General features: G+C 64.1%; 7 protein-coding genes. All 7 read right to left on the bottom strand.

The genetic code is table 11. The annotated features are described in order from the left end of the window. A partial coding sequence (locus HZB86_00700; protein ID MBI5904067.1) for a hypothetical protein occupies nucleotides 1-159 on the bottom strand: 159 nt, incomplete at its 3' end. Between the two features lie 78 nt (nucleotides 160-237). Continuing rightward, on the bottom strand, nucleotides 238-1,545 hold the full coding sequence (locus HZB86_00695) for an NAD(P)/FAD-dependent oxidoreductase (GenBank protein MBI5904066.1): 1,308 nt from the start codon (nucleotides 1,543-1,545) through the stop codon (nucleotides 238-240). 60 nt (nucleotides 1,546-1,605) lie between these two features. Beyond that, entirely contained in the window at nucleotides 1,606-2,043 is a 438-nt protein-coding gene (locus HZB86_00690; GenBank protein ID MBI5904065.1) for an SCP2 sterol-binding domain-containing protein, read from the bottom strand. A gap of 16 nt (nucleotides 2,044-2,059) precedes the next feature. Beyond that, nucleotides 2,060-3,385, bottom strand: a complete 1,326-nt coding sequence (locus tag HZB86_00685) for a phenylacetate--CoA ligase family protein (protein MBI5904064.1) — start codon at nucleotides 3,383-3,385, stop codon at nucleotides 2,060-2,062. Between the two features lie 54 nt (nucleotides 3,386-3,439). Next, the gene (locus HZB86_00680; protein MBI5904063.1) at nucleotides 3,440-4,603 is read right to left on the bottom strand and encodes a thiolase domain-containing protein; all 1,164 of its coding nucleotides are present in this window, start codon (nucleotides 4,601-4,603) and stop codon (nucleotides 3,440-3,442) included. Beyond that, nucleotides 4,600-4,998, bottom strand: a complete 399-nt coding sequence (locus HZB86_00675; GenBank protein MBI5904062.1) for an OB-fold domain-containing protein — start codon at nucleotides 4,996-4,998, stop codon at nucleotides 4,600-4,602. Before HZB86_00675 ends, HZB86_00680 begins: the two co-directional genes overlap by 4 nt. Nucleotides 4,999-5,235: 237 nt before the next feature. Beyond that, nucleotides 5,236-6,381 carry an acyl-CoA dehydrogenase family protein gene (locus HZB86_00670; protein MBI5904061.1) on the bottom strand — a complete coding sequence of 382 codons (1,146 nt, stop codon included), beginning with the start codon at nucleotides 6,379-6,381 and terminating at the stop codon, nucleotides 5,236-5,238. Between the last annotated feature and the right edge of the window lie 17 nt (nucleotides 6,382-6,398).

Here is a 6,398-nt window from a genome sequence, read left to right as displayed (position 1 = left end):
GGCCGGACCGAAGGTGATGAACCCGTGCGGGTGCGTGCAGGAGCCGCACAGGTACAGCCCTTTCACCGGCGTCCGGTACTCGGAGAGCTCCCTGGAGGGCCGCTCGGCCAACAGGTTGGAGGGGGCGATCTTTCCGACCATCCAGTCCCCACGGACCATGTTGGTGAGCTTCTCCGACGTGTCCAGAGGCGTGTACGGACGCGCCTGCAGGATCTCCCCCTCCCCGAACCCCTCGCATTATTCCAGCAGCGTTTCCACGCACCGCCGGGCGTAGACGTCCTTGAACCCCGTCGCCCACGCCCCGGCTCCCTTCCCGTCGATCCCGAAGGGCGCGAACACCCGCAACAGCCCCGTCGCCTTCCCCTCCGGAGCGTCCGTGGGATCGAACAGCGAGTTGAACGCCGCGTTGAGCTTCGGCTTCGGAGGCACCTGCCCGGCGCGGATCGCCTTCCAGTCCTCGTTGAAGTCCTCCAGGCGCTCGTACCCCATGTTCAACACCCACGCCCGGTTTATGTCCGGATCGAACGCCGCCGCCTTGTACGTGGGGACCCGGTCCAACGCCAGGTGGACCGAGAACAGCGATCCGTCCTGGTATTCGTACCGATCCACCGCCTCCATCACCTTCTTGGGAACCGCCCCCGGCGGCAGCATCTTCTTGAACGTCTGCTCCAGGTCCACGCTGCTGGCCACCAGCTTCTCCGCGTAAAACTCCCGGCCGTCGGATAGCCGCACCCCGGACGCCCGGCCGTCCTTCACCAGGATCTCGCTCACCGGGGAGGCCGGCAGAAGGAGCACGTTGTTCCGGCGCATCTGCCGCCACAGGGAATGGGCCAGCCGGTGCGACCCCCCGATGCAGATCTTCCAGTTGTCGATCTTCCCCAGCATGAAGGGAAACGACACCGCCAGCCCCGGCACGTCCGTGTAGTAACCGCACACCGCCGCGTGGAACGCCAGCGCCGTCTTGACCTTCTCGTTCTCGAAGTGCTTGTTCAGGAAGTCGTTGACCGACAGCGTACGGTTCTTCGCGCGGAAGAACTCCGTCTTCTCCTCCACCTTCCACGTCGCCAGGGCCTTCGTGATGTCGTTCAGGTCGACCGGGGGGGCGTACATCAGCGTCTTGATCATCAGGTCCTGGAACCCCTTGACCTCCCTGTACAGCCGCCCGAAGGTGTCCGCGTCCTTCACGCTGAACCGGCTCATGGAAGCGTGCGTCTTCTTCATGTCCGTGTGGATCGTCAGCGCCGTCCCGTCACGGAAGATCGACCCCATCTGGACCGGCGGATGACCGTACGAGACTCCGTCGCCGCCCCCGACCAGCTCCAGGTCGTCGTAGACCGGGCATAGGCCCACGAAGGTGTGGTAGTTGCTGTGGAGGTTATGTAAAAACCCGGCCTGCGTATAATGCTCGGTCGTCAGCCCACCCCCCTCCTCGTATCGCCTCTCCAGCACCAGCACGCGCCACCCGCTCTTGCCCAGGTAGGTCGACAGCGCCATGCCGTTGTGCCCCGCGCCGATCACGATGGCATCGTAGGTCTCTCGTTCCATCCCCGTGTTCTCCCCTTCCCTTCGTCTTTGGGTTCCCGGACGCCCCCATGCAGGAACCGCCTATGCCCCCGCGTACGGCGGCTTCCCCTTCGGCCAATCCGTCAGGCCGCTCTGCTTGTAGATCTCGAAGATCACGTTCGCCATCTCCGCGTTCTGCATCAGGAACCGCATGTCGCCACGGATCTGCAGCGCACCGCCAAGCCCCGCGTCCACGGGGTCCACGATCCCCGCCGCCACCCCCTCGAAAACATGGGCGGGACCCATGATCCGGTAGTTCAGCTGCTTCCCCGGAACCGCCTCCGCGCACTCCCGGCACTCCGCCACCTTCCCGTCCACGAAACGGATGAAGAAGTGCTCCGTCCCCCGTAAGCTCCACCGCGAAACGCCACTCCCCCTTCGGAAGCTTCTTCGACAGGTCCTTCTGACCGTTCGCGAACGTAACCATCGCCTCGTACCATGCGTTCGTATAAATCGCCGGCATCCCGAATCCTCCTTCAAGGTCCGACCGAAATTGTTATTTCTCGTAAGCCTTCTCGATGAACCGCGTCTTGTTCATGGACCGTTCCAGGGCCCCCGGGGCCACCCACTGTATGTTTGGAGTAATTTTCAGCCGGCTCTTCATTTTCTCCTCGATCTCCCGCGCCAAGGTGGGGAGGTCCCCGGCCGATACGCCCTCCCCGTGCTCGACCCGGAGCTTCAACGGCGGGACCACCCGTGGCGGCGGCTCGTCAAGGACGATCCGGAATTCCCCGGTGACCCGGGGGGTGAACCCGGTGATCACGCCGTCGATGGCGGCGGGATAGACGATGATCCCCTTGACCTTGAGCATGTCGTCTGACCTGCCCACGATCCGGTACCGGAAACCGGTTGCACCGCACGGGCACGGCTCGGTGAAGACCTGGCATACGTCGCCGATGGTCTCGCGAAACCACAGGAACCCCTCGCCCTCCAATGTGGTGAATACCGGCATTCCACGGGCACCGTCTTCAAACGGCACGGGCTCGTACGTGTCGGGGTCGACCAGCTCGAAGAGGACGGTGTCGTCGGCCACGTGGTGCATGCCCTGGTACTCGGCATGGTCGCAGGAGATTCCGAACCCTGCCCCGGTATCGGAGAGACGCGCCCCGTACGCCGACTCCAGCTTCCTGCGGACCTCCGGGATGCCGGCCCCCGGCTCGCCGCCGCAGATGAGCCTCTTGATCCCCAGCGTCCCGACCTCCTTCCCCAGGACCTCCGGCGCCTTCGCGATCAGGTGCTCGGCCAGGGACGGGGTGCACGCGAGGACATTGGCCTTGAACATGCTCGCGAACCGGAGAATCCTCTCGGTCCCTCCTTCCGCCCCCACGGGAAAAACGCATGCCCCGCTCCGCTCGAAGAACTGGGCGTACGGCACGCCCGCCAGCCACATGCTGAGGCCGAACCCGTGGATCAGGCGGTCTCCGGGGCGGACGCCGACCCGCCACAGCATGCGGGCGAGGTTCGTCGAAAGCCATTCGATGTCGAAGGCGGTCATCGGGTAAGGGGTCGGCTCGCCGGTCGTGCCCGACGTCGCGGCCATCAGGACCAGCCTGTCCATGGGGACGCCGATGGTCAGGTCCACAACCTTGGCCATGTCCATCCCGCATTCCTCCGACAGCTTCCGGCGCTGGACCTTGTCGAACACCGGAATCCTCCTGGCGAAGTCTTCCAGGGTCTTGATGTCGCCCGGCCTGACATCTGCCCTTTTCATCCTCTCCCGCCAATACGGCTTCCCCTCGTAGAGTCGGGTCACAAGCCTCTTCAGCTTTTCGAGCTGGATCCCCCGCATCTCCCGCGAGTTCAGGATCGATTCCATCTCCATGTTCCGGTATGCCCGCTCGGAAACGTTCGTCGACACGGTTTTCCCCCGTCCGGCCTATTTTCTTAATATGTGGATGAAGCAACTGGCGGTATCCGTATGGATGAACCCGCCGCCGTTGTGTTGGAGGGCGACCCGGGCGCCTTCCACTTGCCTTTCGCCCGCCTGTCCCCGAAGCTGCCGGACCAGCTCGATGATCTGCGAGATCCCGGTCGCGCCGATCACATGCCCCTTGGAGAGCAGACCTCCGCTCGTGTTGACCGGTGTCTTTCCGCCGATTTCGGAGGACCCTTCCTCGACGAATCGGCCGCCTTCCCCCTTGCTGCAGAACCCGAGGTCCTCGTAATGGACGATCTCCGCGACGCTGAAACAGTCGTGCACCTCCGCCAGATCGATGTCCTCCGGACCAAGACCTGCCATCCGGTACGCGGCGGCTGCCGCCCGCACGTCCGTGTCGAAGAATGTGTAGCTCCGGTCGTCCGGGTAGGTCCCCGAAACCTGGACCGATGCGGCGATACGGATGGGAGTCGAGGTGTACCGCCGTGCGATACCTTCCGCCGCCAGCACCACCGCCGCGGCGCCGTCCCCCCGGGGGCAGCATTGGGAGAGAGTCAGGGGATCGCAGATCATCCGATCGTTCAGGACCTCTTCCACCGTGACGGCCCTGGTCCGTTGCGCCTCGGGATTGAGTGCCCCGTATTTCCGGTTCTTGACTGCCACCATGGCCATTTGTTCCCGGGTGGTGCCGAACTCTTCCATGTGCCTTCGTGCAAGGAGCGCGAAAAGACCCGGTGCGGAGTTGCCCATTTCGCCGTCGCGTTCCGCATGCTGTCTGCCCATGAACACGCTGAGGATTTTTTCCGACCCGACGACCGTCATCTGTTCCACCCCGAACGCCAAGGCGATATCGCAGGCACCGGTCGCGACTTTGTACCAGGCCTCGCGGAACGCGTTGGACCTCGTGGCGCAGCCGTTCTCCACGCGTGTGATCGGAATCTGCGTGAGACCCAATTCCCGCAGGACCGCGTGCCCGATCAACAGGCCCTGGCCCCATTCCCATTGCGCGAAGTTCCCGGCGTAGGCCAGCTGGATGTCCCGAGGTTTCATTCCGGCGTCCCGGATGGCCTTGATGCATGCCTCCTCGCCCAATGCCCGGATCGATCGGTCTCCGTAATTGCCGAACCGGGTCCCTCCGATCCCGACGATGGCCACATCCCTCATGAACATCTCTCCGGGACAGGCCGGAACTTGTAACCGACGATTTCGGTTCCTTCTTCATCACGCCGGATCGTTTCCACAACCATTTCCATTTCCATGTCCACTTTCAGCGCCTCCTCCCAAGGCTCGCATTCCGTCAGGAGAGAGAAGAGTTTTATCCCCTCCGGCAGGTCGACGAACCCGATGAGGTAAGGCACCTCCATTCCCGGCGGCCCCATGTGGGACAGGGCGAATGTGTGGAGCTTCCCTTTATTGCTCAATGGAATCTCCTGCTGCTCCGAACCGAAACAGGCCGGGCAGACAGGTTTCATGGGGAAACTGATCTTGCCGCATCCCCGGCACCGCCCTCCCTTGAGGGCCGGACCGTTTCCGAAATCCTTGAACCATCTGTCTTCCACGAATTTCCTTTTGTTTCCGCTATCCGCCGGCAACATTACCCATCTTGGGAAAAGGATCCGCTACGCCCATTCGGCGGGGCGGTACCTTTCCCCTTCCCTGTCCTGTTTTTCTGTTCGATGGAATCGGGCATGACAGAACGCTAACAACGGCGGACCGGACATTCACCGTCCGGAAGGATAGTTTTTCGCCGGCTCCCTACTCGAACAGGCGGTTTTTGAAGATGGGGGGAGGAGCGGTCAGGAAAGCAGCAGCGACCGGCCCGTCACCAGGCGCGTGATCTGGTTCGTCCCGGTGTAGATCTGCGTGAGCTTGGCGTCTCGCATCATCCGCTCCACGCTGTGGTCCTTCATGTAGCCGTACCCTCCCAGGACCTGGACCGCGTCCGTGGTCACCTGCATCGCCGTATCGCTGGCGAAGGTCTTCGCCATCCCGCCGAGGAGCGCCCCCCGCCGTTCCTCCCCCTCGTCGAACAGGGACGCCGCCTCGCGGGCGAGGAGCCGCGACGCCGTAACCGCGGTCGCCATGTCGGCGACCATGGACTGGATCACCGGCTGGTGGGCGATGGGCTTGCCGAACTGGACGCGTTCGCGGGCGTGCCGGACCGCCTCGTCGAGCGCCCCCTGCGCGATCCCCACCGCCTGGGCCGCGCAGAAGACGCGGTTCATCGAGAGGGTCTTCATGAGGTTGGCGAACCCCTCCCCCTCCTCACCGATCCGGTTCTCGAGCGGCACCTCCACGTCCTCGAAGAACAGCTCGGAGTTGACCGAGCCGCGCATCCCCATCTTCGACTCGTTGCGTCCGTACGACAGCCCCGGGGTCCCCTTCTCCACCACGAAGGCGCTCATCCCCTTCGCCTTCTTCGCGGGATCGGTGTAGGCGTACACCACCACGAGGTCGGCCACCGAGCCGTTGGTGATGAAGCACTTCCGGCCGTTGATGACGTAACGGTCCCCCTTCCGCGCGGCGCGGCTCTCCATCGCCAGCAGGTCGGACCCGGCCGACGGCTCCGTGGCGCCCAGGGCCGTCAGGATCTTCGAGGCCCCGCCGAGACGGGTGAGGTACTTCTTCCGGAGGCCGGCGCTCCCCCCGTGGACGATCGGGAGCATGCCGTCGGTCTGGGCGATCAGCAGCAGGGCGGTGGAAGCGCAGACGCGGGCGACTTCCTCCAGCATCAGGACCAGCGTCAGCACGCCCATCCCGGCTCCGCCGTATTCGGCGGGCAGCAGCGGGTTCAGAAGCCCCAGTTCCGAAAACCGGTTCAGGGCATGCTCGGGAAAGAGCGACTTTTCGTCCAGCTCTTTCGCTCTCGGCAGGATTTCCTTTTCCGCGAGCCTCCGCACCATGTCCACGGCGATCTTCTGTTCGTCGGTCAACCGGACCATCCGCACCCTCCTGTCGG

The organism is Deltaproteobacteria bacterium, from assembly GCA_016234845.1.
Taxonomy (GTDB): Bacteria; Desulfobacterota; Deferrimicrobia; order Deferrimicrobiales; family Deferrimicrobiaceae; genus JACRNP01.
Note: the sequence above shows the minus strand (reverse complement) of the source record. Positions and strands in the feature narration are given on the sequence as shown.